The organism is Pseudomonas sp. 3296 (assembly GCF_031456615.1).
Taxonomy (GTDB): domain Bacteria; phylum Pseudomonadota; class Gammaproteobacteria; order Pseudomonadales; family Pseudomonadaceae; genus Aquipseudomonas; species Aquipseudomonas mucoides.
The window spans coordinates 62,526-87,317 of sequence record NZ_JAVDUY010000009.1; the positions used below are offsets into that span (position 1 = coordinate 62,526).

Annotated in this window: 24 protein-coding genes and 3 pseudogenes; 23 read left to right on the top strand and 4 right to left on the bottom strand. The window is 58.4% G+C overall.

Annotation, left to right across the window (positions count from 1 at the left end; translation table 11 throughout):
• The first annotated feature begins 3 nt into the window (after window positions 1–3).
• The 3 genes from J2X66_RS24015 (at window position 4) to J2X66_RS24025 (ending at window position 3,522) form a co-directional block, all read left to right on the top strand.
• Window positions 4–981 carry a LysR family transcriptional regulator gene (locus J2X66_RS24015; protein WP_310269464.1) on the top strand — a complete coding sequence of 326 codons (978 nt, stop codon included), beginning with the start codon at window positions 4–6 and terminating at the stop codon, window positions 979–981.
• Window positions 982–1,107: 126 nt separating this feature from the next.
• The gene (locus J2X66_RS24020) at window positions 1,108–1,557 is read left to right on the top strand and encodes a hypothetical protein (protein WP_310269467.1); all 450 of its coding nucleotides are present in this window, start codon (window positions 1,108–1,110) and stop codon (window positions 1,555–1,557) included.
• Between the two features lie 306 nt (window positions 1,558–1,863).
• Window positions 1,864–3,522: an arylsulfatase gene (locus tag J2X66_RS24025; RefSeq protein ID WP_310269470.1), complete on the top strand. Its 1,659-nt coding sequence runs from the start codon at window positions 1,864–1,866 to the stop codon at window positions 3,520–3,522.
• 75 nt (window positions 3,523–3,597) lie between these two features.
• Here J2X66_RS24025 and J2X66_RS24030 read toward each other — a convergent pair whose 3' ends face one another.
• The gene (locus J2X66_RS24030) at window positions 3,598–4,554 is read right to left on the bottom strand and encodes an AraC family transcriptional regulator (protein ID WP_310269473.1); all 957 of its coding nucleotides are present in this window, start codon (window positions 4,552–4,554) and stop codon (window positions 3,598–3,600) included.
• Window positions 4,555–4,735: 181 nt separating this feature from the next.
• Here J2X66_RS24030 and J2X66_RS24035 point away from each other — a divergent pair, with 181 nt between their 5' ends.
• From J2X66_RS24035 to J2X66_RS24115, 17 genes and pseudogenes are all read left to right on the top strand, one after another.
• Window positions 4,736–5,689: a diiron oxygenase gene (locus J2X66_RS24035; RefSeq protein WP_310269475.1), complete on the top strand. Its 954-nt coding sequence runs from the start codon at window positions 4,736–4,738 to the stop codon at window positions 5,687–5,689.
• An 80-nt stretch (window positions 5,690–5,769) separates the two neighbouring features.
• On the top strand, window positions 5,770–6,231 hold the full coding sequence (locus J2X66_RS24040) for an MAPEG family protein (protein ID WP_310269478.1): 462 nt from the start codon (window positions 5,770–5,772) through the stop codon (window positions 6,229–6,231).
• Between the two features lie 889 nt (window positions 6,232–7,120).
• A complete protein-coding gene (locus J2X66_RS24045) occupies window positions 7,121–7,636 on the top strand; it encodes an Hcp family type VI secretion system effector (protein ID WP_007948242.1) in 516 nt (171 codons plus the stop codon).
• A 131-nt stretch (window positions 7,637–7,767) separates the two neighbouring features.
• A pseudogene (locus tag J2X66_RS24050) lies at window positions 7,768–8,035 on the top strand (contractile injection system protein, VgrG/Pvc8 family); the annotation flags it as partial.
• 120 nt (window positions 8,036–8,155) lie between these two features.
• A pseudogene (locus J2X66_RS24055) lies at window positions 8,156–8,623 on the top strand (contractile injection system protein, VgrG/Pvc8 family); the annotation flags it as partial.
• A 230-nt stretch (window positions 8,624–8,853) separates the two neighbouring features.
• Entirely contained in the window at window positions 8,854–9,153 is a 300-nt protein-coding gene (locus J2X66_RS24060) for a MafI family immunity protein (RefSeq protein ID WP_007985566.1), read from the top strand.
• Window positions 9,154–9,597: 444 nt separating this feature from the next.
• Window positions 9,598–9,993, top strand: a complete 396-nt coding sequence (locus J2X66_RS24065) for a DUF6632 domain-containing protein (protein WP_310269481.1) — start codon at window positions 9,598–9,600, stop codon at window positions 9,991–9,993.
• A 170-nt stretch (window positions 9,994–10,163) separates the two neighbouring features.
• Window positions 10,164–11,153: an aldo/keto reductase gene (locus J2X66_RS24070; protein WP_310269483.1), complete on the top strand. Its 990-nt coding sequence runs from the start codon at window positions 10,164–10,166 to the stop codon at window positions 11,151–11,153.
• A pseudogene (locus tag J2X66_RS24075) lies at window positions 11,147–11,428 on the top strand (flavodoxin); the annotation flags it as partial. The gene J2X66_RS24070 and the pseudogene J2X66_RS24075, both read left to right, overlap by 7 nt.
• Before the next feature lie 25 nt (window positions 11,429–11,453).
• A complete protein-coding gene (locus J2X66_RS24080) occupies window positions 11,454–12,446 on the top strand; it encodes an aldo/keto reductase (protein WP_310269486.1) in 993 nt (330 codons plus the stop codon).
• 59 nt (window positions 12,447–12,505) lie between these two features.
• Window positions 12,506–12,979, top strand: a complete 474-nt coding sequence (locus J2X66_RS24085; RefSeq protein ID WP_310269489.1) for a cupin domain-containing protein — start codon at window positions 12,506–12,508, stop codon at window positions 12,977–12,979.
• Between the two features lie 233 nt (window positions 12,980–13,212).
• Window positions 13,213–13,950: a carboxymuconolactone decarboxylase family protein gene (locus J2X66_RS24090; protein WP_310269492.1), complete on the top strand. Its 738-nt coding sequence runs from the start codon at window positions 13,213–13,215 to the stop codon at window positions 13,948–13,950.
• Window positions 13,951–14,077: 127 nt separating this feature from the next.
• Window positions 14,078–15,022 (top strand): alpha/beta fold hydrolase, encoded by a 945-nt coding sequence (locus tag J2X66_RS24095; protein WP_310270266.1) that lies wholly within the window; start codon window positions 14,078–14,080, stop codon window positions 15,020–15,022.
• 49 nt (window positions 15,023–15,071) lie between these two features.
• Window positions 15,072–16,127 carry an alpha/beta hydrolase gene (locus tag J2X66_RS24100; protein ID WP_310269494.1) on the top strand — a complete coding sequence of 352 codons (1,056 nt, stop codon included), beginning with the start codon at window positions 15,072–15,074 and terminating at the stop codon, window positions 16,125–16,127.
• Window positions 16,128–16,209: 82 nt separating this feature from the next.
• A complete protein-coding gene (locus J2X66_RS24105; protein WP_310269497.1) occupies window positions 16,210–17,103 on the top strand; it encodes a LysR family transcriptional regulator in 894 nt (297 codons plus the stop codon).
• Window positions 17,104–17,310: 207 nt separating this feature from the next.
• Window positions 17,311–18,603 carry an MFS transporter gene (locus tag J2X66_RS24110; RefSeq protein WP_310269500.1) on the top strand — a complete coding sequence of 431 codons (1,293 nt, stop codon included), beginning with the start codon at window positions 17,311–17,313 and terminating at the stop codon, window positions 18,601–18,603.
• A gap of 25 nt (window positions 18,604–18,628) precedes the next feature.
• The gene (locus tag J2X66_RS24115) at window positions 18,629–19,405 is read left to right on the top strand and encodes a substrate-binding domain-containing protein (protein ID WP_310269503.1); all 777 of its coding nucleotides are present in this window, start codon (window positions 18,629–18,631) and stop codon (window positions 19,403–19,405) included.
• On the opposite strand, the gene J2X66_RS24120 is transcribed toward J2X66_RS24115, so the two are convergent.
• Window positions 19,395–20,300 carry a LysR family transcriptional regulator gene (locus J2X66_RS24120; RefSeq protein ID WP_310269506.1) on the bottom strand — a complete coding sequence of 302 codons (906 nt, stop codon included), beginning with the start codon at window positions 20,298–20,300 and terminating at the stop codon, window positions 19,395–19,397. The genes J2X66_RS24115 and J2X66_RS24120 overlap by 11 nt on opposite strands.
• A gap of 212 nt (window positions 20,301–20,512) precedes the next feature.
• The gene (locus J2X66_RS24125; protein WP_310269509.1) at window positions 20,513–21,400 is read right to left on the bottom strand and encodes a LysR family transcriptional regulator; all 888 of its coding nucleotides are present in this window, start codon (window positions 21,398–21,400) and stop codon (window positions 20,513–20,515) included.
• A 136-nt stretch (window positions 21,401–21,536) separates the two neighbouring features.
• Between J2X66_RS24125 and J2X66_RS24130 the strand changes: the two genes are divergently transcribed.
• A complete protein-coding gene (locus J2X66_RS24130; protein WP_310269511.1) occupies window positions 21,537–22,523 on the top strand; it encodes a zinc-binding dehydrogenase in 987 nt (328 codons plus the stop codon).
• Window positions 22,524–22,540: 17 nt separating this feature from the next.
• On the top strand, window positions 22,541–23,026 hold the full coding sequence (locus J2X66_RS24135; RefSeq protein WP_310269514.1) for an SgcJ/EcaC family oxidoreductase: 486 nt from the start codon (window positions 22,541–22,543) through the stop codon (window positions 23,024–23,026).
• A gap of 318 nt (window positions 23,027–23,344) precedes the next feature.
• Here J2X66_RS24135 and J2X66_RS24140 read toward each other — a convergent pair whose 3' ends face one another.
• The gene (locus tag J2X66_RS24140) at window positions 23,345–24,109 is read right to left on the bottom strand and encodes a tetratricopeptide repeat protein (protein WP_310269516.1); all 765 of its coding nucleotides are present in this window, start codon (window positions 24,107–24,109) and stop codon (window positions 23,345–23,347) included.
• Between the two features lie 464 nt (window positions 24,110–24,573).
• Between J2X66_RS24140 and J2X66_RS24145 the strand changes: the two genes are divergently transcribed.
• Window positions 24,574–24,774, top strand: a complete 201-nt coding sequence (locus tag J2X66_RS24145) for a hypothetical protein (protein WP_310269519.1) — start codon at window positions 24,574–24,576, stop codon at window positions 24,772–24,774.
• Window positions 24,775–24,792 lie beyond the last annotated feature (18 nt).

Below are 24,792 nucleotides of genomic sequence, written 5' to 3' on the forward strand. Positions count from 1 at the left end.
GACATGACGCCCCGCCGCTTACGTCAGTTCCTGGCATTGATTGAACATGCGCACTTTGGTCGAGCCGCCAAAGCGTTAGGGGTTTCCCAGCCTGCGCTGAGCAAAAGCATTCAATTACTGGAGAGTGAACTCGGCGTCACGCTGTTCGACCGCCGCCCTGAAGGCATTGCGTTGACGGCGTTCGGTCATTTACTTCGTGAAAAAAGTCGGCGCTTGTTAGTGGCCGAGGAAGATTTGCGGCGTGACATTGCCTTGCTGGCAGGAGGTGATATCGGCGCGCTGAAAGTGGCCTTGGGTCCCTATCCAAGTATCACCAGTGGATACACCGGCATCGCGCGGCTGCATGCCCGGCATCCGCACATCAACGTCACGGCCCATGTTGCCGGATGGCGTGACGTGGCTCATCAGGTCGCGACCGGCGTAGTGGATTTGGGGATTGCCGAAATCAGCACCCTGGAGGGTCGGGACGAATTCACCTGTGAGTTGTTGGGTGAGCACCAGGGACGCTTGTTTTCTCGGCCCGGCCATCCTCTGCTTTCACAAAAGCGTGCATTGACGTTGGCGCAAACACTCGATTATCCCTGGGTGGCTTCGCGTATTCCGCTGCGACTGGCCAGCCATTTACTCCCGGCAACGTTGGGCTGTGCCGGTGCATACGATGCGGTGAACGGTGATTTTGTACCGGCCATTGAAATAGACGTGCCCATGCAAATCGTAAAATTCGTCGAGAACAGTAACGCCCTGGCGGTAGGGAATTTATCGACTTTTGAGCGAGAGTTCCTCGCCGGCGAGGTCGTACCGTTACCCCTCCATGATCTCGCCCTGCGCACCCGCTATGGCTTTATCTACCTGAAAGAGCGCTCACTGCCGCCCGCCGTCGAGGTTTACATGAATGAAGTGAGGGGCGTGGAAGAGGAAATTTGTCAGCGTGAAACCGTTCTGGCCCAAATGGCAAGCACAGTGAAAAAAGATCCGGGTTAGTGGTTCGCTTGCCGAAATCTCATGCACTTTGGCGACAGCGCGGGATATTCAAGAACGCAACGCCGCGTGCATGAGCTATACCCAAGAGTCCCCCCACCGCACTTCTTCCACTATTGGAGGTTGGCAATGAAAGTCTGTCCCCCCCTGTCAGCACTATTGATCACCGCAAGTCTCTTCGGCTGCACCCACTCATCAAACCCGTCAATGAATCTTCCTTTGACAGCGACCCAGAGGAACCCCGGTCATACCGCCACGACCACTTTGACTGGCGAAGGCAATCAAACCAACTTTGACTTCTATATAACCGGCGTTCCAAACGGAACCATCCTGCCCCCGCGCCTCTACACCTTCATCAACAAAGGTAGTTGCCAGCAACCCGGGCCTGCCGCGTTCGCCATGAACGATAAGGTCAATACCGAACCCAATGCGGGGACCGGCGGATGGACCTTTTACAGAAGCGCGCCGATAAAAATGCCAGACCTGTTATCTGGCAAGTACTCCATTGTCGTGCGCACTTCACCCGAGGATGGCAGCGCCGATATTTTCTGCGGCGATGTGGCGCACGCGACTCGATAAAGCACCTCTAGTCACTGTTGAGTCGAGTCGGGCTTTATGTGGCGATTGTGTTCATGGCTGGGATTTATTCTGTTGTAACCCTGACGTTACATACACCACCAAGCGCTGCAATCGCCCCGTTCATTTGAAAAAACCGCACTAGACTCTTTTCTGCGCCTGTATCTGTGGAGGGTCATATCACAACGGGAAAATGATTCTGTACGCAGTACCCAGGCAAATTGCTCGGTGGTTAATGCACCAAGGGTCAATGTTGTCGTGCACTCATCGCCCGGTTGCCAGCACCATGAAATAACGAGGAATCCTGGTATGAAACAGTTATCGGATCGTTTCAGGTTATCTATAGTGTTTGCTGCGCTTTTGTCATTCAACGGACTGGCCCACGCGGCTCAAACGGACAAGACCAACATTCTGTTTATCGTCTCCGACGATACCGGCTATGGCGACCTCGGTCCTTACGGCGGTGGGGTCGGTCGAGGCATGCCCACGCCGAGCATCGATCAGTTGGCGGCAGAAGGTGTCACGTTTTACTCGTTTTATGCCCAGCCAAGCTGCACACCCGGTCGCGCGGCCATGCAAACCGGACGAATCCCCAACCGTAGCGGCATGACGACCGTGGCCTTCCAGGGCCAGGGCGGTGGTCTGCCCGCCGCCGAGTGGACGTTGGCATCGGTGTTGAAAACCGGTGGCTACGACACCTATTTCACCGGCAAATGGCATTTGGGCGAAGCTGATTATGCGCTGCCCAATGCGCAGGGTTATGACGTGATGAAATACGTCGGCCTGTACCACCTCAATGCCTACACTTACGGTGACCCGACCTGGTTCCCCGACATGGACCCGGAAACCCGCGCCATGTTTCAACGGGTGACCAAGGGCGCGTTGTCCGGCAAGGCGGGTGAAAAACCGGTCGAGGAATTCAAGATCAACGGCCAGTACGTCGACACGCCTGTGGTAGACGGCAAGCCCGGCGTGGTCGGCATTCCGTTCTTTGACAACTACGTCGAAAAAGCGGCGCTTGAGTTTCTCGACACCGCGGCCAAATCGGACAAGCCCTTTTTCATCAACATCAACTTTATGAAAGTGCACCAGCCCAACATGCCGGCACCGGAGTTCATTCATAAGTCCATGTCCAAGTCCAAGTACGCCGACTCGATCGTCGAACTCGACACTCACATCGGTCGGATCATGGACAAGCTCAAGGCGCTCGGCCTGGATAAGAACACGTTGGTGGTTTACACCACGGACAACGGTGCCTGGCAGGATGTGTATCCGGATGCCGGTTACACCCCGTTCCGCGGGACCAAGGGCACGGTGCGTGAGGGCGGTAACCGGGTGCCCGCCATTGCCGTATGGCCAGACAAGATCAAGCCAGACACCAAAAACCACGAGTTACTCGGGGGCCTGGATTTGATGGCCACCTTCGCCTCGGTTGCCGGCGTGAAGCTGCCCGAGAAAGATCGTGAAGGTCAGCCGATCATCTTCGACAGCTACGACATGACCCCCGTACTCACTGCCAGTGGCCCTTCTCCACGCAAGGAGTGGTTCTACTTTACCGAGAACGAATTGTCGCCGGGGGCGGCCCGTGTCGGGAACTACAAGGCCGTGTTCAACCTGCGCGGCGACGATGGCGCGCAAACCGGTGGCTTGGCGGTGGACACCAACCTGGGGTGGAAAGGCGCGGAAAAATATGTGGCAACCGTGCCGCAAGTCTTCGATTTGTGGCAAGACCCGCAAGAGCGCTATGACCTGTTCATGAACAACTTCACCGAGCGCACCTGGACGATGGTGCCGATCACGGCGGCGATCATGAAGCTGATGAAAACCTATGCCGATTACCCACCACGCAAACTGCAAAGCATGGGGTATGACGGGCCAATCGAGCTGTCGCAATACCAGAAATTCCAATCCGTACGGGATGCCCTGAAAAAAGAAGGCATCAACTTGTCGATGCCAAGCGGCAACTGATCAAACAGGCGAAACAGGGCGGCTTCATCAGAGGCCGCCACTTCGCCCTTTCTGACGCTAGCGAGCCGTCACGGCTCATGCCGATTGTCTGCGCCAAGTGCCAGGGGATGTGCCGAACTGGCGTTTGAAGGCGCGACTGAACGCGGCTTCGGATTCGTAGCCAACGGCAAAGCCGATCTGCGCCACATTACCGCGACCTTCGCGCAGCTGTTGAGCCGCCACGTGCATACGCCAGAGGGTCAGGTATTGCATCGGTGGCTGTCCGACCAACGCCGTGAATCGCTCCGCGAATACCGAGCGCGACATACCCACCTCCTGAGCCAATGCTTCCGCCGTCCAGCTGTCGGTTGGCCGGGCATGGAGCAACGCCAGCGCACGCCCGATGTGCGGGTCTCGCAACCCTGCCAGCCAGCCGCGCCGCTCCTCGGGAAGACTGGCGACATACTGGCTGACGGCCTCGACAAACAACAATTCCGAGAGCTTGGCGATGACCGTTGTCGAGCCGACGCGCCCCGCCGCGATTTCACTGACCGCGAAACGGAATGAGCTTTCGATCCAGGCGCCCGAAGCCGTCGCGCGCAAGTCCAGCTTCAACAAGGATGGCAGCGACGACAGCAACGGACTGAAGGGCGTTTCAGAGCCGAGGAATCCGCACAATAACTGGGTGGCCTCGCCGCCCCCGCCGCAATTGATCCGTGAAATCGCGCCGACTTCCGGCGGCTGGATAACGTCCTTTACCGGCATGGGTTCAATGCTCAGGTCGCTGCCAAACGAATGAGCGTCATTGCGCGGAAGCAGCACGAGTTCGCCGGCCCCCACGTCGACGGCGGCACCACCGTCGATGCTTATTTGCATGTGCCCCGCCGCGACAAAATGCGATGACATGACGTGTCGGGGCGCCGTCAGGAACGGGCTGCAGTCATCCGCCGAGAGCCTGCCGTTAATGCACCAGGGCGCGGTGAGTTCCGCCTCGAGGAACACCCCTCCAGACAGCCGAATCACTCGCAAGACATCAGAAAGCGCATCCAGCATGTGCCAACCCTCCCTTCCGGAGCCCGGAGCAGGTAATCAGGCGTACGGAGCATTCACGTCCGCAAAGGCGACACCTAGATTAGCACCAACGCGGACCCGGCGACCGACACGAGCCCCCCAGGCTCACCCATGGCGAAGGGTTCCGACGTCAACCGTAGCGGCCCCACAGCAGGAGATCGATATGAACACCCTCACGACCATACCCGGCCCGGATTCAGGCAACGCCGCCCGTTATGCGCAAATGGTCAGGTCATCGAAAAAATCGGAATGGCAAATCGATCGCGATTTGCTCCAGGACCGTCGTTTCGACTTCTCGCGTAAATTCCTGCCTGACGGGCTGTCGCAGATCGACCGCCTGACCTTTCTCGCCGCGCACGAGGCGCGCCTGCTCAGTCAGATTCAGGGCCGGACCTACGCGTACCTCTTTGGCCTGGTCGAGCGTTTTATCAGTGCCAAGATGCTCGACCAGGGGCGCGCCCATGTCTTTGACGATCAGCTCGCCCTCGAAGCGCTGGTGCGCTTTTCCAACGACGAGATCAAGCACCAGGAGCTGTTCCGGCGCATGGAAACGATGCTGGACTCGCACTTGCCCGCAGGCTATCGCCAAGTGGCCGATGCCAACGATGTGGCGCGTGCGGTACTGGCGGCCAGCACCTGGTCGGTGCTGGCGCTGACCTGCCATATCGAGCTGTTTGTGCAAACGCACTACACGAAAAGCATCGCCCCGCGCGAGGAGTTGTGCCCGCTGTTCAAGGACGTCTTCAAATTTCACTGGAAGGATGAAAGCCGGCACGTCGTACTCGATGAACTGGAATGGAAGGCCGAGCACGCGAAACTCACGCCGGCCGAATGCGACCAGGCAGTTAATGACCTGATTGCGCTGGTAGGCGCCGTCGACGCCATCCTGCAGGCACAATCGGCGGCCGATGCCGAGTACTTCATGGACAATGTGTCCAGATCGCTCAGTGCCGACGAGACCGCGCAAATCAAGGCCGGCGTACTGGGCGCCTACCGCTGGCAATACATTATCTCGGGCGTGCAGCATCCCCACTTTGGCCGGCTGCTGGCAAGCATGACCACGCCCGCACAGATGGCCAGGATTCAGGCCGCACTGGCGCCGATCATGAGCCACTGAGTGACCGCGCGCGACCGACTGCCCGTCGGCCGCGCGCTGTGCGATAACGTGCTGACAGCGATCTGTGGAGGATGGCGGCCATGACGATACCGATGTGGATGCTGCTGGGATTTGCGACCTGGACGTTGCTGCTGTTGATGGCCACCGTCGGCGTGTATCGCTGGGTCGCCATCCTGTTCTCGAATGTGCCGATCGCCTCTTTCCGCAGCGATCAACTCGAAGGCGAGGACTGGTATCGGCGCGGGACACGGGCACACGCCAACTGCGTGGAAAACCTGCCGGTCTTTGCCGTCATCGTCTGGGTGATTTCAGCCCTCGACATCAACGGGCCTACGGTGAACTACTTGAGCCTGTGCGTGCTGATCGGTCGCGTGTGCCAATCGCTGGTGCACGTCTGCCATGTGCAAACCGATGCCTTCGTGGCTGTTCGGTTTGCCTTCTTCAGCGTTCAGTTGCTCTGCTTTCTTGCGCTCATTGTCATCGCTGCGGGTCATGGCTGCGAAATTGCGCTTCATTTGACCGCCCGCTTGCAATCGAACTGACCCATCATTTGCATTCTTTCTGACCGCCGATGGCGTCGACGGCCAACGTAGTTGCTCGGAGATCAATACCTTTTCGTTTTTTCGTTGGGTTACAACTTGCGACATTAAAACAGGCAAGGTTCCGAAATTTTGAACAATGACGCTCTCACCCTTCCGCCCTAGGCGCTACAGCAAATTACCAGCGATTTCAGCAATATTAGTACTGGCCTGAGCTGTGTTCGGCAGCAAACATGTAAACGCCCCCAAAAAACCAATCTTTCAAAACACACACCTCCGCAAAACATCTACTTATTCAACAGTCGTAACAAAAGTTAGATTTGTGTCGATGCCGCCACCGGAAAGTGCTTCATCAAGGTTCCTTTGCAGGTCTGCGATAAAGCCATATTTCAACCCAGTAGGACTGATCGTTGATGCCCCATTGCTCGACAGTTTGTAGTTTTTAGTTAGGTCAATGGGCTTACCACTGCCGTCTTTCAATGCAATCTGAAAACTGACCGACCCTGTCTATCGTGATTTGAGCTAGGGCAGGTTGCTGATTTCGAGTCCGGTGAGCCGTGTCCTCCTACTCGAAAGCTAAAGGGCGCAAATTGAATACCTGGGACAGTTTTCAGCCGGCAGGACAGCCGTTATCAAGTCAATGCTCGGCCAGCGGCAACAGCTTGGCTACACCATCATCACCCACTGACGCCTAATAGCCATTATGCGCAAGAAGTTGCGCACTTTGAGGGGGCTTTTCCCTTCAAAATCACTTAAGCGATTGAAAACCTCGGCCATCCCCCCGGTTTACATAGCCCTCAACATTTCTGGCACGGACCTTGATAACAGTCAGGCACCCACCGGGCGATACACGCCTCCCGGGCACCCTAAATTTTTAGCAAGGAGCACACCCATGGCTACACCAGCGTACATGTCCGTCACTGGCGAAAAACAAGGTCTGATCACCGCCGGCGCATTCACCGCCGACTCGGTTGGCAACACCTACCAGGAAGGTCACGAAGACCAGGTCATGGTTCAGGCTTTCAGCCACGACGTGATCATCCCGCGTGACCCGCAATCCGGCCAGCCAACCGGTCAGCGCGTTCACAAGCCAGTGGTTATCACCAAGGTCTACGACAAGTCCTCTCCACTGCTGCAAGCCGCTCTGACTTCCGGCGAGCGCATGAGCGAAATCGTTATCCAGTGGTACCGCACTTCGGCTCAAGGTACCCAAGAGCACTACTACACCACCAAACTGGAAGACGCGATCATCGTCGCCATCAACAACAAAATGCACAACTGCCAGGACCCGTCGAACTCGCACTTCACGCACCTGGAAGAAGTGCAGTTCACCTACCGCAAAATCACCTGGACCCACGAAGTATCCGGTACTTCGGGTTCCGATGACTGGCGTCTGCCGGTCGCCTAAATCAGGCCGACCGTCTCAAGCATCGGCCAGCTCTGCTGGTCGATGTTGTTTTCGCCCTTCCAGAATTTTTGCGTCTGCCGAGGCCTTTTCGGCCATTGGCGCACGCCGCTGCACTGCACGAGGAACAAGGGATGTTCGCGCCGGCCAATCAGACTCACTTTGCCCTGACCATCGAAGGTCTCTCCAGCGATTTGCAGGTGCTGTCCTTGCAAGGTCGGGAGGCGATCAGCCAACCGTTCGTGTTTGAGGTGGAGCTGGTCAGTGAACAGCCGTCCCTGGACCTCGAAACCCTGCTGCACAAACCGGCCTTCCTGCAGCTCTCGCCGGACGGCAGCGGCATTCACGGCCAGATCTACCGGGCCGCCCAGGGTGATTCCGGCAAACGCCTGACCCGCTACGCGGTGACCCTGCGCCCGCAATTGTCCTACCTGGCGCACCGCATCAACCAGCGCATCTTCCAGAACCTCAGCGTGCCGAAAATCATCGGCAAGGTCCTCGAAGAGCACGGCATCCAGAGCGACGCCTACGCATTCAAAGTCGGGGCGATTTATCCCGAGCGCCTCTACTGCGTTCAATACGACCCTGCCCGACCTCGAAGACTACGACTACCCCGGCCGCTTCCTCGACCGCGAACGCGGCAAGCACTTGGCCAAACGCACCCTCGAACGTCACCGCAGCGACTTCCAGCTCGCCGAAGGCAAAAGCGATCAGCCGTTGCTGGTCAGCGGCCACTTCCTGGCCCTGACCCAACACCCGAAAGCCAAATGGAATGACCTGTGGCTGCTCACCGAAATCCTCCACGAAGGCAAACAGCCGCAAGTGCTGGAAGAATCGGTCACCAGCAGCACAACCAACCTGAAAGACGATTTCCACCAGGGCTACCCACAAAGAGCCTCCTCAGGAAGCGCTGTCCGCACTGCTAAGGAAGTATCCACAGTGTTCCGTCATCGACTGGTCGCCCGGACGCTTGGCCTGCATCGAAGCTAAGGGGGTGGATGTTGAGACGCTCGCTGAAATTATCCGGGATCTAGCTGAAGCTGCTTGGGATGAGCACATCACGTTCGTCGATGCTTCGTACGAGGAAATGGGTAAAGCGTGACCCAAGAGCGGACAGTCGACCTTAGCTTCCCAAGCGCGTGCGCAAAGACCAGGTCTTGGGCGACAATCGACCAGACGGGAACGGAACGCAGGTCACCATAATCGAAGGAATGTTTGTTATGAGCCACCTTAACAACGACTTGAGGGCCGATTTCGTTGAGGCACTTGAGGAAATCTCGACGCTGATGTCCATTGCATACGACCAGCTCGGCCCTGTACCGGAAGACCATGCATTAGCTCAGGCAGGTTTAGAGAATGGTGGTGAAATAGTTCTGGATTATGTCGATCACAACGAGGCTGGAGTAGCGTTCGAACACCTGCTTTACATGATTAACGAACCACCGCTCGTTGTTTCTGAAAAATGCATAAAAATTTTAGCTCGGATCGCAAAGTCCTTGAAGATGCCATTCACGAGGTGACAAAAATTTACCCACCTGAAGGTCAGGTTTGGATTGATTCTGTTGAAAAAGTCGGTCTGCCCAAGTTGCCTGAGCATTGACTGGCGAAAGCGCTTTTTTTCACGCCGCTACGTGAAATCCGAGCCCGGAAGCACTTTTCTGATGCGCAAACCAACGCCGACTTTTTCAACAGCATCGGTCGTTTTCTGCCTATCACGACAGGTAGAAACCGACCAGTAGCAGCCAGAGGACAGAGCGATAGCAAAGGAGTAGCTATGCTTGATCTACTGCTGGAACTGATTGAGCAGATTGGGCTTTCCGTTCACGGTGTATAAACCCCTTCAGCGGTCACCCGACCATCACAATGCCCGGCCTGGAACAAGGAATGTTATTCACCAAGCCCGTGAAGGCGTTATCACCCCCGCTTGGGGTCTATTCAGAGTCAGGCCCAAAGAGGAGTCCGCCATGACCGTAGTCGATCGCCTCAGGTATTTGCGCGTCGTTCTAGTTTTGGCTGGCCTCGCGTGCCTTGCTCTTTACCCACTTATGTTGTTCTGGCCGTCCGGCTGGGCCTGGCACGCCGGTCACTCGGACTACCCGATGATGATCGTTGGCATCTACGCCACACTTGGCGTGTTCTTGATCCTGGCGGCTCGTGATCCGTTAGCCAATCTGAGCCTGATCTGGTTCACCGTGTGGTCCAGCGCCGTACATGGAGGAATCATGGCCGTCCAGGCGGTCACCCAGCCGGGGCAAATGGGGCACTTGGCTGGTGACGTGCCGGCACTCTTCACCGTGGCGGTTGCCTTGGCCATCTTGACGCCCCGCTCGCAATTGGCCGATAGGCCCCATGGGGCCTAAGAGCAGCAAATTTTTCGTCTGCTGATCAACCAACGCCGACAGATTTTACGCCACCTCCTCACTTTTTGGGACTGATGAGTAAACCTCATGAACCCTTGCCGATTTCCCCGTCTAGTCCCCACTCGTTAGCTCGCTTACTGTTCCCCCAACGCCAACGTCGGGAGATCGAAATGCACAAGCGCACACTCGCAAACGGTTCACTCGAAGTGTCAGCCCTGGGCTTAGGCTGCATGGGCTTGAGCCATGGCTACGGCCCGGCGACGGACACGCAACAAGCCATCGCGTTGATCCGCTCGGCAGTCGACCGAGGTGTCACGTTCTTCGATACCGCCGAGGTTTACGGTCCTTACCTGAATGAGCAAGTGGTGGGTGAGGCGCTGGCGCCGGTTCGCGATCAGGTGGTCATTGCCACTAAGTTCGGCTTTACCTTCGGCGACGACAATAAACAGCAAATTCTCAACAGCCGTCCCGAGCACATCAGGGTCGCCGTCGAGGGTTCGTTGCGCCGACTGAAAACCGATTACATCGATTTGCTTTACCAGCATCGGGTTGATCCGGACGTGCCTATCGAGGAAGTCGCCGGTGCAGTAAAGGCGTTGATTGACGAAGGCAAGGTCAAGCACTTCGGCCTGTCAGAGGCCGGTGCGCAAACGATTCGCCGCGCCCATGCGGTGCAACCCGTCACGGCGCTGCAAAGCGAATACTCGTTGTGGTGGCGTGAGCCCGAGCAGGAAATCCTGCCGACGCTCAAGGAGTTGGGGATCGGCTTCGTGCCGTTCAGCCCGCTGGGCAAGGGTTTTCTCACCGGCACGGTGTCGGCGGATGCCACTTATGGCAGCGACGATTTCCGCAGCATCGTGCCCCGCTTCAGCCAGTCGGCGCTGCTGGCCAATCAGGGGTTGGTGGTGTTGATCCGCCAGATCGCCGCGCAGAAGCACGCCACGCCGGCGCAGATCGCACTGGCCTGGCTGCTCGCCCAGGCACCGTGGATTGTGCCGATTCCCGGGACGACCCAGTTGCATCGACTGGAAGAAAACCTCGGTGGTGCGGACATCACGCTCGACGCGGCCGAACTCAAGGCTATCGATGCGGCGCTGGCGCACATACACATCGAAGGCGAGCGCTATCCCGAGGCTCTCAAGGCGCGCGTCGGGCGCTGACCGACTACGACACGGTCTATCTCGGCTTTCCGATCTGGGGGGAAACCGCCCCGCCGATTGTGCGTGCGTTTCTGAGCGCCCACGACCTGGCCGGCAAAACCCTCATCCCTTTCAATACTCACGGCGGATACGGGTTGGGCAATAGCCGCCGCGTTCTCGAAACACATGCACCGAAATCCAGGCTAATGGAAGGTTTTGTGATGGAGGGTGAGCAAGAGCGCAAGACCATGGAACGCGTGAATGAATGGTTGAGCGATAGCCACCTCACGCGCTAATCGATTTCTGCACGGGAGTAACACGATGAAAACCCGCACGTTGGGCAGTGGCCTGAAAGTTTCCGCTCTGGGCCTCGGTTGCATGAGCATGACCTCGGCCTACGGGCCGGCCGCTGACAAACCGAGCATGATCAAGCTGATTCGTTTTGCCCATGAGCAAGGCATCACCTTGTTCGATACCGCCGAGGCGTACGGCCCGTTCGCCAATGAAGCGTTGCTGGGCGAGGCCTTGAAGCCGATCCGCGAGCAAGTGGTCATCGCCAGCAAATTCGGCTTCGATATCGACCTGGTCACCGGCGCGCGTGGCAGTGGCACCAACAGCCGTCCGGAACATATCCGCGCCGTGGCAGAGGCGTCGTTGAAGCGCTTGCGCACCGATTGCATCGACCTGTTTTATCAGCATCGGGTTGATCCGCAGGTGCCGATCGAAGACGTTGCCGGCACCATCAAGGATCTGATCGCCGAGGGCAAGGTCAAGCATTTCGGTCTGTCCGAGGCCGGTGTGCAAACCATTCGCCGCGCGCACGCCGTGCAACCGGTCACGGCGGTGCAGAGCGAATACTCGCTGTTCTGGCGTGGACCCGAGCATGAACTGCTTGCTGTGCTGGAAGAGCTGGGCATCGGTTTCGTGCCGTTCAGCCCTCTCGGCGCCGGCTTCCTTACGGGCCAGATCGATGAAAACACTCAATTCGACGCCAGCGATTTCCGCAATGTTGTTCCGCGTTTTTCCCCTGAAGCGCGTAAGGCCAACCTGGCGCTGGTCGACGTGGTGAAGGCCGTTGCTGAGCGTAAACACGCGACACCTGCGCAAGTAGCGCTGGCCTGGTTGCTGGCGCAGAAGCCGTGGATCGTGCCGATCCCGGGCACGACCAAACAACACCGACTGGAAGAGAACCTCGGCGCGGTTGACTTGGAGCTGACTGGCGACGATTTGAGCGTGATCAATGAGCAGATGGCGCAGATCCAAGTGCACGGTGAACGCCTGCCGGAATCGGCGCTGAAGATGACCGGCCTCTGAGCCTGCCTTGCGCTGCTCCGTTTGCGGAGCAGCTTCATTGTCTGACCGGAGTCCATCCGATGAACCCATTGATCGCACCACTCGTGGCCCTGTCGCTCTTTACCGCTGAAGCCCAAGCGGCCAATGAAATTCGCATCACCCAGAATGGCTCTCAGCCCTCAATCAAGGGCGCGGCGCAAAACTTCACCGGTACGGTACGCGTTGATGGCCTGTTCAAGGGGGACTTGCCGGCGCGCATCGGCGGCGGCACGGTGACTTTCGAACCTGGCGCGCGCACTGCGTGGCATAGCCATCCGCTGGGGCAAACACTGATCGTCACCGCCGGGGTCGGCTATGTGCAGCAAGAGGGAGGCCCGCGTCAGGAAATCCGTCCGGGTGACATTGTCTGGATACCGCCGCACATTCGTCACTGGCATGGCGCCACAGCCAGCAACGGCATGACCCATATCGCCATCGCTGAAGCCGAGGACGGCAAGGCTGTGACTTGGGCGGAAAAAGTCTCGGATGCGCAATACGCAGCGCAAGCGCAGTAAATGAAGTTACGAAATGTGTCAGGGCCTGGCGCTCGGCACTTTTCTCAGGATACCCCCACAGCGCCTCCAGCCCAGTGTTTGCGAGTTGGCGTCCGGTTTCCAACGGTCTTTAAAAAAAAGACTCATGAGTTCTGCTCAGAAGTCCTTGCGCAATATCGGGGTTAATCGCCACAACCATCCTCCGTACGATCCAGCGACACCGCAGTGACCCGCAATGGACGGAGTCTTTCACGATGACTACTGATGCTCACAAGACCACTCCCCTCCCCGCATTGATGGCGCTCTGCCTGAGCCTTGGGGCGATGTTCAGCGTTACCACGCAAGCCACCGCAGAAACGCTGTCGAGCAAACAACAGGCCATTCCCCTGATCGCAGCATTCATGGCGACCAGTGACATGGCCAATCTCAACACGGCGCTCAACCAAGGGCTCGATGCCGGCCTGACTGTCAGCGAAACCCGGGAGGTTCTGGTGCAGCTATACGCCTATGTTGGTTTCCCGCGCAGCCTCAATGCCTTGAACGAGCTGATGACAGTGGTGCAAACGCGCAAACAACGCGGCATCGAGGACGCACCCGGGCGTGAGCCGGGCCGGGCCATTCCAACCGGCAATGAGCTGCTGGCGGCCGGCACGGCCAATCAAACGAAGATTTCCGGTGGCCCGGTCAAAGGGCCGGTGTTCGAGTTCGCCCCGGTGATCAACCGGTTTCTGCAAACCCACCTGTTCGGCGACATCTTCGAGCGCGACAACCTCGACTGGCAAAGCCGTGAACTGGCGACCGTCGGAGCGCTGGCGGCGACGCCGGGGGTGGAATCGCAATTGCGTTCGCACATGCTGGCGAGCCTGCGCGTGGGGCTCAGCGCGGAACAGTTGCGTCAGGTCATTGAAGTGCTGAAGGCCCACGGCGATGCACAAACTGCCGAACGTGCAAACACAGCGCTGAACCAGGCACTCGCCGCCTCGGGGAAATGACATGAAATCCGTAAAAAACCTGCTGGGCATCACTCTGCTGAGCCTGTTGGCAGCCTGTGCGAACCAGCCCGATGGCTCAGGCCCATTGCTGATTCAGGCACAAGGCAGCTTCGCCGCCGGGGGAACGATGAACACCGCGCCGGGCACATTCAATCCGCGCAAGCCGATGACGCCCGACGGCCAGACCTACCACGGTGACCACGCCTACACCTTCTACCAAATCCCGGTCGATGCGCGAAAACTGCCCATCGTCATGTGGCACGGCGCGGGGCAGTTTTCCAAGACCTGGGAAACCACCGCCGATGGCCGCGAAGGTTTCCAGAACATCTTTCTGCGCCGTCACTACGGCGTCTATCTGATCGATCAGCCTCGGCGTGGCGATGCCGGGCGCAGCATGGTCGAGACGACCATCAAGCCAACGCAGGACGAACAGCTGTGGTTCAACCAGTTCCGCATCGGCCTGTGGCCCAACTACTTCAACGGCGTGCAAGTGGCTCAGGACGCGCAGACCCGTGATCAGTTTTTCCGTGCGATGACACCGAACACCGGGCCGTTCGACATGGGCGTGGTTTCCGATGGTGTGTCGGCGGTCTTCGACAGGATCGGCCCGGGCATTTTGTTCACGCATTCGCAGGGCGGCGGGCCGGGTTGGTTGACGGCGATCAAGAACGACAAGGTCAAGGCCATTGTGGCGTTCGAGCCTGGCAGCAGCTTCGTGTTTGCCGAGGGCGAAGTGCCGGCGCCGATTCCCAGTGCGTTCGACACGGTGCAAGGCGCGGCGGTGCCAATCGAACGATTCATGGCACTGACGCGCATTCCGATCCTGATCCTCTACGGCGACAACATCCCGGAACAGGCGGTCGACCTGCCCGCCCAGGACAGTTGGCGCGCCCGCCTGAAGATGGCCCGGCTATGGCGTGATGCAGTGAATCGGCACGGCGGCGACGTGCGTCTGATCCACTTGCCGGAGATTGGCATCAACGGCAATACCCATTTCCCCATGTCGGACTTGAACAACGTGCAAATCGCCGACCTGGTGTCGCAATTCCTCAAAGAAAAACAGCTGGATTGACCCCTCTCCCTATTGCACTGCCGCCCTTTTTATTGCTCAGGAGCTTCACGTGAAAAACACCCTTCTCAAAGCCACGCTCATGTCGGCGCTGGTCGGTCTCTCTGCGGGCGAAGCTGGCGCTGCGGACTACAAAAAGAACCCGTTCACCCTGGCGTACGACGGCGCCCTGACCAGCAACGAACCGGGCAAGGTCAACATCCACCCGGTCAGCTACAAGCTCAATGGCCTGGACATCGCTGCCAACGTTTACACCCCGGCCAACTACGATGCGAAGAAGGTCTACCCGACCGTTGTGGTCGCGCATCCGAACGGCGGCGTCAAAGAGCAGGTCGCCGGTCTGTACGCCCAGCGCCTGGCCGAACAGGGCTACATCACGATCACCGCCGATGCGGCCTACCAAGGCGCAAGTGGCGGACAGCCTCGCAGCATCGATAAACCTTCGTATCGCATCGAAGACATCCACGGTATGGCAGACTTCATCAGTCAATATGCGGGCGTCGATAGCACGCGCCTGGGCTTGCTTGGCATCTGCGGCGGTGGTGGTTACTCGTTGGCCGTCGCGCAAACCGACAAGCGCTTCAAATCGCTGGCGACGGTGAGCCTGTTCAACTCGGGACGCGTGCGCCGCAACGGCTATAACGACTCGCAACTGGACAGCATCCAGCAACGCCTGCAACAAGCGTCGGCCGCCCGCGCGCAGGAAGCCGCCGGGGGCGCGGTGCTGTATTCGGGTGATGCCAACCTCACCGATGAGCAGATCTCCAAGTTGCCCTTCGAACTCTATCGCCAAGGCTACGAGTACTACTGGAAGACCCACGCGCATCCGAATTCGACCTTCAAATACACCACAAGCAGCCTGCTGGACCTGATGCGTTTCGACGCGACCAACCAGATCGAGTTGATCAATCAACCGTTGCTGATGATCGCGGGCAGCAAGGCTGACAGCCTGTACATGACTCAGGATGCGTTCCCCAAGGCTACCGGCACCCAGGACAAGGAATTGTTCATCATCGACGGCGCGACCCATATCGAAACCTACTGGGTCCCGCGTTATGTCGACGCAGCCATTGGCAAGCTGACAGCGTTCTACGCCCGAACCCTTTGACGGATGCTTCGGGGGTCGCGCATCCAGCCGGAACCTGCTTACATGGCATAATCACGCGCTGCCCCATGAGAGGCTCTCATCAATGTCCCGCGCCAATCTCAACGATCTGCAAGCCTTCGTGGTCATTGCCCGCGAAGGCAGCTTCACCCGCGCGGCAGCACAGCTGGGCGTCTCGCAGTCCGCACTGAGCCACACCATGCGTGCGCTCGAAACCCGGCTTGGGGTTCGCCTGCTGACGCGAACCACACGCAGCGTTTCCCCGACCGAAGCCGGCCAACGCTTGTATCAAACCATGGCACCGCGCTTTGACGAGATCGAGCTTGAACTGGCCGCGGTCAGCGAGTTTCGCGATACCCCGGCAGGCAATGTGCGGATCTCCGCCTCCGAACATGCGGCGAACAATATTCTTTGGCCCAAGTTGTTGAAGGTGCTTCCCGACTACCCGGACATCAAGGTCGAAATCACCGTCGACTACGCCCTCTCCGACATTGTCGCGCAGCGCTATGACGCCGGCGTGCGGCTGGGAGATCAGGTGGCCAAGGACATGATCGCCGTGCCCATCGGCCCGCCGTTGCGCATCGCGGTTGTGGGATCACCTGAATACTTCAAGGGGCGGTCGTTTCCCCGGGAGCCGGGCGATCTGGCCGCGCACAACTGCATCAATCTGCGTCTGCCCACCCATGGGAGCCTGATGCAGTGGGATTTTGAGAAGGATGGCCACGAACTCAAGGCGCGCGTCGAGGGGCAGTGGACGTTCAATAGCAGCGTGCCGATCCTGCGTGCTGCTGTAGCGGGATGCGGTTTAGGGTTTCTGCCAGAAGATATGGTCGCCAGGGAGCTGGCTGACGGCAACCTGGTGCGAGTACTTGAGGATTGGTGCCAACCCTTTGCGGGATACCATCTTTACTACCCCAATCGCCGTGAGCATTCATCAGCGTTTGGCGTTGTGGTTGATGCACTGATCTATAAACGCTGAACTCCCAAACTTGCTAAACAACCCTTCAGATTGCAGTTAACGACCTCCCCAGGTTCTAACGCTCGCTTGTATTGATCTGCTTCATGCATTAATGCATGCCAACAATGCACTTATCATATCGATCGTCCTGCTCCACCATTCGCCCCAATAAGAACCGTGCGCCACGTCCAGGCAGCGCACGTCATAAGAGCGGTGGAGTACAGGTCAATGACAACATCAAACCCTTCCGGGCGTTCACGCGCCAGTGCGATTTTCCGGGTTACCTCGGGTAACTTCCTCGAACAGTTCGATTTCTTCCTTTTCGGCTTTTACGCTACGCAAATTGCGGCTGTGTTCTTCCCGGCCAGTAGTGAGTTTGCCTCCCTGATGATGACCTTCGCGGTGTTTGGCGCGGGGTTCCTGATGCGTCCGTTGGGCGCGGTGGTACTCGGTGCCTACATCGACGATGTGGGTCGGCGCAAAGGGTTGATCGTGACGCTGTCGATTATGGCCAGCGGCACGATTCTCATTGTGTTGGTGCCCGGTTACGAAACCATCGGGTTATTTGCACCCGCCCTCGTGCTGATCGGTCGCTTGCTGCAAGGCTTCTCGGCCGGTGCGGAAATGGGTGGCGTCTCGGTGTACCTCGCGGAAATCGCCACTGCGGGCAACAAAGGCTTCTTCACCAGTTGGCAGTCGGCCAGCCAGCAAGTGGCAATTATCGTCGCGGCGGCTTTGGGCTACGGGTTGAATCAGTGGATGGCGCCCGCAATGATTGCCGATTGGGGCTGGCGGATTCCGTTTTTCGTCGGTTGCATGATCGTGCCGTTCATTTTTTTCCTGCGCCGTAACCTCGAAGAAACCGAGGAATTCGAAGCGCGCAAACATCGGCCGAGCATGGGCGATGTGTTCCGAACCCTCGCGCAGAACTGGGTCATCGTGTTCGCCGGGATGATGATGGTCGCCCTCACCACCACGGCTTTTTACCTGATCACCGTCTACGCCCCCACCTTCGGCAAAACCGTGCTGCACCTGAGTACGTCCGATGCGTTATTGGTGACCTTGCTGGTGGGTGTTTCGAACTTCTTCTGGTTACCCATTGGCGGCGCGTTGTCTGACCGCATCGGTCGGCGTCCAGTGCTGATCGCCATGGCGCTGCTGACCCTCGCCACTGCGTATCCAGCGCTGACTTATCTGGTCAACGCGCCAAGCTTCGTCAACATGCTGTTGGTCTTACTGTGGTTGTCGTTCATTTACGGTTTGTACAACGGCGCGATGATTGCGGCGCTCACGGAAATCATGCCGGTCGAAGTTCGGGTCGCCGGTTTCTCCCTGGCCTACAGCCTGGCTACGGCGGTGTTTGGCGGCTTCACCCCGGCGATGTCGACCTTCCTGATCCAGTACACCGGCGACAAGGCTGCTCCCGGCTATTGGATGAGTTTCGCCGCGCTCTGCGCACTGTGCGCGACGCTGTATCTCTACCGCCGTTCCACCGGCCGCCTGCAACCGGCGATGTCTTGAACCTGCCCTTTGTGAGAACACGACCATGAACAAGCTATTCAATTTCGCCGCCCTCGGCCTGGTGGCCAGCCTCGGCCTGAGCACCGTCGCCCAGGCAGAAGAGATCCGCGTGATGACCTCCGGTGGTTTCACCGCTGCCTACAAAATCCTCGGCCCTAAATTTGCTGCGTCCACCGGCAACACGCTCGACACAGCCCTTGGCCCGTCGATGGGCAAAGCGCCGGAAGCTATTCCCAACCGTCTTTCTCGCGGAGAAAAGGCTGACGTAGTGATCATGGTCGGTTACGCCCTCGACGACCTGATCAAACAAGGCAAAGTTGATCCCGCTTCACGGGTGGAACTGGCCGATTCGCGGATCGGCCTGGTGGTGCGCGAAGGCGTTCCGAAACCGGATATCAGCTCCGTCGAGGGGCTGAAAAAAACGTTGCTGGATGCTAAATCCGTGGCCTATTCCGACAGCGCCAGTGGCGTGTACATCGAGGATCAGTTGTTCAAGCGCCTGGGCATTGAAGACCAACTCAAACCCAAATCGAAGATGATCCCGAAAATCCCCGTGGGTTCGGTGGTTGCCACCGGCGACTACCAATTGGGCTTCCAGCAGGTCAGCGAATTGCTGCCCGTGCCGGGCGTCAGTTTTGTCGCAAAGATTCCAGAGTCGGTGCAATCGGTAACGCGCTTCGCTGCCGGCATTCCCGTGGGCGCGCAACACCCGGCTGAAGCCAGGGCGTTGCTGGAGTACCTGGCGTCCTCGGCCGCTCAACCGGATGTGAAGGCCACCGGGCTGGATTCGGTCAGTCGCTGACCTGTACTTTCATTTCCACCACCAGCCGCTCCAGTTCCAACGCAGCCGGGGTCAACGTGCGACCCCGGCGCTTGATCAGGCCGACACTGCGCATCACCTGCGGGTCGGTCAGTGGCACCCGCGTCAGAATCGGGTGATCCGCTGCCGGCATCGCCATCAGCGGCACCGCCGCGACCCCCAACCCCGCTTCCACCAAACCGATCATCGTCGTCACATGCCGGGTTTCACAGATGCTCTGCCGTTGCGGCACGATGCCGGTCAGCGCCTGATCCAGCAAAAAGCGATTGCCCGAGGTCTTGTCCAGCGAGATGTAATCCTGCTGATAGAACTCATCCCAGGTCACGCTGGTTCGACCCGACAACGGATGATCGCGCCGACAGGCCAGGACATAACCTTCCTGCACCAATGGTTCGAACTCGACTTCAGTCTCCAGCGTCCCCATGAAGCTCAAACCGAAATCTGCTTCGCCATTGACCACGGCGCTGAGTACGTCGTGGGCGCTGGAGTCGAGCACTTTTACTTTGATCTTCGGGAACTGCCGGTGGTAACGGGCGATCACGCGCGGCATGAAGTAATACGCGGCCGAGGGCACGCAGGCCACCGTGACATGGCCGAGCCGGGTCGAGGCGACTTCGCTGATGCCCAGCAGCGCCACGTCCAGATCGTCCAGCAAGCGCTCGACGCTGGGCATGAAACCGCGCCCGGCCTGAGTCAAGCTGACCTTACGTGTCGTGCGTTCGAACAATCGCACGCCGAGGGCGTCTTCAAGCTTTTCGATGCGCCGGCTCAGCGCAGGCTGAGAGATACGCACGGCGTCGGCGGCTTTGCGAAAACTGCCCTGCTCGACCACGGCGCGAAAAGCTTGCAGGTCGTTGAGGTCGAAGTTTATGGCCATGGTGCGCACTCGGGATCAGACAGATTGATCAGCTTATCCTATGAATGTACAAAATTATTCCACAATGCAGGTTCCGGTGAGGTTGGAGACAATGTGCGAAATGCGCTGGCAACGATCAGCAAGAACCAAGAGTCCATCAATATGACGCAACGGTGCTGATGACGCCGTAATGAGCTCATCCTGACAGACAGAAATCGGCCAAAAGCAGCCCTTTATTCGGAAGAAGACGACACCTCTGCTAGATATCCCAAGTATTCCTGCGAGAAGTCCAGGTACGCCCGCACAATGGCAGACGGGTGACGATGTGATGGGTAGAGCAAGTTTATTGGCTGTTCCGGTAGTGGATGCTCGGGAAGTAGCGCAAGTAACTTCCCTTCCCGGATGGCACTCGCCGCCATAAAAGGCGGAAGCTCCGTTACCACATCACCAATCAACGCCCGGCTGCGCAGGTGCGCATAGTCGTTGGTGGACAGCATCGCCTCAGGTTTGAATACCACTCCCCCCAACTGCCATGTCGCATTGGCACCCTGGCTCCAGACCGCACATGGATAACCGTATAGAGCCTCGACGCTACTGACTGCACCTAGCCGCTCAATCAATGCCGGACTGGCCACAAGAATGTGACGATAGGTCAGCATTCGGCGGGCGACCATAGTCTCGTGCGCAATCATGCCTACGCGCAGCGCCACATCGACACCATCTTCGATGAGATCGATGCGGCGCTCGGTGGTGTAGACGCTGATCTGGATCTGCGAATAGCGGCGCTGGAAAGCCGACAGCACCTCCCACCACGGTTCAAACGACGGCGGCAATGACAGCCGCAAGCGCCCTTTCAAATGCGTCTGATCACTGATCACAGCCTGTTCGCCTTCAATCAACGCCTCAATGCCACGGCTGGCATGTTCGTACAATCGCGTCCCTGAATCAGTGAGTTTGGTGCCTCGTACAGAACGTTCGAGCAGTTGCACCTTCAATTGCTGTTCAAGCTCGCGAATGCGTCGACTCAAGGTTGGTAACGGAATGTCCAGGCGCTCAGCTGCGGCCGAGAGGCTACCGGTCTGCGCCACGCTGACAAACATTCGGACGGCGTTGAAGTCCATTGAAGCATTCCTCTCATTTTTGAGATGAAGCTTATCTCCAGCGTGGATTATCTTCCACATTCGAGTGGCGGATAGTGCACTCACTTGTCTGAAAACAACGTTTCAACCAACCAGCCACGTACCTGAGGAAACGACCATGAAAGCTTATGTGATTGAACAACCGGGCGGCCCTGAAGTCCTGCAACTGCGAGATATCCCGTCACCCGAGCCGGCTCTGGACGAAGTGCAGATCCGCGTCCGTGCGTTTGGCCTCAACCGCGCAGAAACTTACCTGCGCGCTGGCAAAATGGGTGACATCACCACACCACGCGTGCCTGGCATCGAGGCCGTGGGCGAAGTCATCCATGACCCCGCCGGGGTCTTGCGCACCGGCCAGCGCGTGGCAACGGCCATGGGCGGCATGCAGTTCAGTCGCAATGGCAGCTATGCCGAGCAGGTTACGGTACTGCGCAACAACGTGATCTCACTGGACGACACGTCTCTCTCGTGGGAAGAACTGGCCACACTGCCGGAGGCGTATCTCACTGTTTGGGGGGCGCTTGACAAGAGTTTAGCCATTCAACAAGGCCAGACTTTGCTGGTACGGGGAGGCACTTCATCGGTTGGTCTGGCCGCCATCGCCTATGCCAAGGCCCGCGGACTTACAGTGATCGCAACTACGCGCACCTCTGCGAACATCCAACGTCTTTACGAAATGGGGGCTGATGAGGTGGTCGTCGACAACGGTGCCATCGCTCAGCGTATTCGCGAAATCACGCCTGCAGGGATGGATGCCGCACTGGAAATCGTCGGTGCCACGACACTGCGTGACACGATCAAGACGCTGCGACCTTTCGGCGCGGTGAGCGTCATCGGCTTGCTCGGCGGCCCGCCGGTAGTGGAGCAATTCCACCTGATGCAGGACCTGCCTGGTGGAACGCGACTGAACTTCTTCCCGAGCGGATTATTGGGAACACCGGCCTTGCCATTGCAGGACACGCCGTTGCCGTGGCTCGCAAAGGAACTCGCAGCCAAGCGAATGCCTTCCATCCGTACCCAAACCTTCGCCTTCGACGAGGTCCGCCACGCGCACCGCTTGATGGAAAGCGATCGCGCACTTGGCAAGCTCGTCGTCTTGCTCTGACATTAAGGAGTACTGCCATGCGTACCGCATTGATCGCACTGGTTCTCGGCGCGTTTCTACTACCCATGACGGCTCAGGCCGCCAAATCCGCCTCCGAGAATGCGGTGGAGACTGCCGTCACCCAGCAACTCAACCACTATGAAGCCGCACTGAACGCATCCGACGTCGACCGTGTCATGACCTTGTATGCAGACGATGCCGTGTTCATGCCACAGCACAGCCCGCCGGCCGTAGGCCGTGACGCAGTGCGCGCGGCGTATCGCCGGGTCTTCAACACGATCAAGCTCGATATACGTTTTACCATCGATGAGATCCGACCGCTGTCACGAGACTGGGCGTTTGCGCGTACGCGCTCTAACGGAACGGCCAAGCCACTGTCCGGTGACCGGCAGGCCAGCGCCGAAGGCAACCAGGAAATCTTCCTGCTGCATCGAGAAACCGATGGTCAATGGCGCTTTGCGCGCTACATCTTCTCGACCACCAATCCACCCAGGTTGCAGTGAGCTGACTCAACTGGCACAGGCGAAATAGAAAATGTCGGTGGGAAACCACCGGCAGATGGAAAGCGGTTTGGATAAGCATTACGCGCAAAAAAATTTGCCACTTTGGGTCGGCTATGGACCTTCGCGACAGCCGTTAGCGGCTCTCCGGGAACGCCTGCTAAGGGTCGTTATCTGCCGGTCAAGACCATACAGCGGGATGGTCAAATCCGATGCAAATGATTGGTCAGGTCGAATGCAAATGGGTGGGCAATCAGTGCGATTACCCATCATGGCGTTTGGATGCGCAATTGGAAAATACGTCCCTAATCAGAAGCAGACTCAACCACGCACCAGATAGGCCCCGAACGGGACCCGATCTCGCAATTTCTTGCATTTGCCGGGTGGTGGCTGATGCCCTGGCGGGCGATCAGGAAACCAGATTCGGCATTTGCCCGGAGGCGGCATATGGCCGCGGGGAATCCGAATTTCATCGTATTCCGGCTCTGGCTCGAGGGAAGCCCGTTGCAATGATCCGTCAGGCTGAAGTCTGCCATCCGACGGTGAATCCGATGTCAGATCGGTCTGTGCGCGAGCGAAGTTGCCGGCGTCACGCCCAGTGCCCGCAGGGGATGGCTCAACCGCCGCCATGCCCGCCTCGCGGCGCCTTTGGGTCTCCTCTTCCAGCCCCTCGCGCACTGCGACCTGGTCCTCTTTGACAGTGGGTGGGATACCCGAAGATTGGGCCTGCTGCGCCGCCTGAATCAGTTGAAAGTTGCGGTTGCGCAACTCCACGTTGCGCCCCACCCGCAAATTCGAGCGCGCCGCCAAGGTTTCAGCCTGCTGATACTGCCCCTGCTGAAGACGCAACACGCCAAGATAATGCAGGGTCGCCGGATTGTTCGGCTGGATATGCAGGGCACGCTCCAGCGTGGCGGCGGCCTGGTCCAATTGGCCGTTTCCATACTGCTGCGAGGCTGTTTCGATCAGGGCGGTGGATGCGCTGTTGCTTTGTGCGGACGCGCCTCGTTCGCCAGCCACCGAACAAAGTGACGCGACGGCGCAGAGCACCAGGACGAGACTCGGCAGAAAACACGTGGTTGGCATCAGAAGCGGACTCGACAGAACTCGGAAGGCACTGCCGTTAAACAGGCCACAGCGCTGTTCGGCGTTTGCGATACAGGGCGGCTATTGACCGGGCCAACGCCCTGAAGTTCCTGCTGCAACGGGGGCTATTTAAACAAGGAGGCTTTAGAACTTTTCCCTATTTATCGGTCTATCTGGATAGGCACATTCGCTCGGTCAGCACTGCCCCGCAGGCTTGCCTCAGCCAAATGGCCACATGCCCAATTTTCAATCAGAGGTTGTCTTCGCTCATGAAATTCCATGTCCCACGGATGGTGCTCTTCGGCCTGTTCGCGTTTGCGGCAGTGAGCTCGGCATCCGCCACACCGATGAAAACCTCAACCCCAGTTTTCGCAACGCAAGTCACCGCCGTTCAAGCGCCTGTCCCAGCCGCTGAGAACCCTTGGCCAGTATGGCCAGCAATCAGCCAGGAGCGTTGCTTGCCCATGACGACCGATACTGGCGTGACGGCCGTTGGCACGATCGCAGAGACGATTGGCGCCGGGACGACTGGCGCAGAGATAATTGGCGTAGAGAGCAAGCCCGTCGAGAAGCGGAACGTCGTGATTGGGAGCGCCACCAGGATCGCGCCATGCGGCACCGTTACGAAGACGAGCATCGTTACTATCGTCGCTGATCTGAAGTAAAGGGCTGGGGGGGCGTGA